This window comes from Synechococcus sp. 8F6 (assembly GCF_002252665.1).
GTDB lineage: Bacteria > Cyanobacteriota > Cyanobacteriia > PCC-6307 > Cyanobiaceae > Cyanobium_A.
Genome location: NZ_NQKZ01000051.1, coordinates 1 through 2256, shown reverse-complemented (window position 1 = coordinate 2256; position 2256 = coordinate 1). Strand labels below are relative to the sequence as shown.

Annotated in this window: 1 protein-coding gene and 1 pseudogene; both read left to right on the top strand. The window is 54.4% G+C overall.

What is annotated here, in order from left to right; all coding sequences use genetic code 11:
- Positions 1-762 precede the first annotated feature (762 nt).
- Positions 763-1698, top strand: a pseudogene (locus CJZ78_RS13390) (sulfatase-like hydrolase/transferase); the annotation flags it as partial.
- 167 nt (positions 1699-1865) lie between these two features.
- The coding region (locus CJZ78_RS13385; protein ID WP_369802071.1) for a transposase at positions 1866-2256 on the top strand (391 nt) is incomplete at its 3' end.

Genomic DNA, 2256 nt, shown 5'->3' with positions numbered 1-2256 from the left:
CGAACTCTTAAGAGCTAAGGGTCGATGACCTCAAATATGACCGTCACCGCAACGTCCAGTTCATCGCTGTTCAGCGCTCAAGACAAAAACAGAAGGGGGTTCAGGCCTTGCTAGGGCCCAGCCAGGGGGTCCAGTGGTGTTGCCGAGAACCTGCTGCATCAGGAGCTCAACCCAACAGCACCAAAAAGCTGCGGGGCTCGTGAAATCACCCACATCCGCGACACAGCTGAAGGGATTTACCTCGACGGCAGTAACCAGCTACACGATCGCTATAGACCCGTTCTATCTGCAGAAGTGGACCAGAGACAGAGACACGCTACCTATGCGCAATTAGAATATTACAAACCAACAAGTCTTGGTTTGCAACGCGGACAATTGTGGTAAACAGTATTTGTACACACACTTTATATGTCTAAGATGCAGCAAATTGGCAACATTGCCAAAGCAAGCGGAGGAGGACGTAACGCGACATCAGAATTTGACAAATCAGTATTTAAGCTGCTGAGGAGTAATCCTAACAAGCTATCAGACCAGGAGCTACTACTTACCAAGGACTATACTAGCGTATCCAAGCAAATTGGAATTCGGAGCCTCAATAGCGCAAAAAAAGTTGGCAAAGCAAGTCGTGCCATCAGCCAGGCTGAGAATTCCGCAGAGCAACCGCAAAACCTAGTAATTTTCATCCGGGACTAGGTCAAGCCTGAAGATCTATGGCTACCTCGCGATTGGGCAAAAGAAAACCTACCCACACGGCAGTGGCTTCTTGACAACGGTCTCTCCTTTGAGAACTCCTTCACCAATACGGCTATGTGCTCGTCTGCAAGGGCGACGTTTTTCACGGGCAAATATCCAGCACAACATGAACTTGACTTGCTACTAAGCGATATAGGAAATCCAATTCTGGATTCTCAAGTGCAGCTGAATCCAGACCTGCCAACACTCGGCACAGTTCTGGGCGACCTCGGATACGACGTGTCGTTCTTCGGTAAGACGCATCTCAGCAAGACAATTACCACAGTGGATGGCGAAGTCGTCTTCCAAGACATGACCGAGTACGACTTCCAAGACTGGCAAGGCCCTGATGCTGGTCAAGACATGGACCCCAAAAACGCTGGAGGCGGTTATGCCGATAACGACACGCGTTTCATCAGCGAAGCGACAACCTGGTTGAACGACCGCCTGGACTCTGGCAACAAAAAGCCCTTTGCGATGGTGGTTTCTCTTGTAAACCCACACGACGTGCTTGCTTACCCACGTACCTGGGGCGAAGGAGATCCAGACACCTATTTTGGCTATACCGCGGACATGATCGAAGGTGACATCAACATTCTCCCGCCAACCGTGGATGAACCCATCACAGGTTCGATCACCTCTGATGGGTACGACTTTTCAGGCAACTACAAACCGCAGATTCAAAGGGAGTGGTTGCGCGTTCAAGCTGGAGGGCAACCACTGCCAACCGATGAGTTAAAACTAAACTATCTCAACTTTTACGGCAATCTAATGAAGATTGCCGATGCCCAAATGGGCGAGCTGATCACCACGCTTGCAAAGCAAGGCGAGGTCAACAATACTTTGTTCGTGAGCACCGCAGACCACGGGGAGATGGGGATGTCTCATGGCGGAATGGTGCAGAAGATGTTCAATGCCTATGAGGAGTCGATCCGGGTACCAGCGGCGTCCCATGGAGTGGTGTAACTCGGGGGGATCAGCCCCGGCGTAGCCGGGGCTGACGGCTCAACTCCCTCAGTCTTTAGCTGTGGCAATGGGTGGGCCGGTCTGTGACCCTGTTCGGAGCACTACCACCAAACCGAACACAGACCATGACCCATATCCATAGTGGCGCCTCCGAGCTGGCTCAGCTCATGGAGGGCACCACCGCTGGCGCCCTCATCCCTGAGATCGTGCGCCGCGGCTTTCAGGACCTGCTGGAAGCAGAGGTTTCTGCCCTCACTGGCGCCCAGCTCCATGAGCGCTGCCCGGATCAGCGCTCCACCCACCGCAACGGCTACCGCCAGCGGCTGCTCACCACCCAGGTGGGCGACATCAGCCTGGCCATCCCCAAACTGAGGCAGGGCAGCTTCTTTCCCGACTGGCTCGAACCCCGCCGCCGGGTCGACAAGGCCCTCTACGCCGTGGTGATGGAGGCCTACACCGGTGGTATCTCCACCCGCAAGGTTGATGCCCTGGTGGAGGCGCTGGGCGGCGCCAGCGGCGTCTCCAAATCGGAGGTAAGCCGCATCTGCCAGGGCCTCG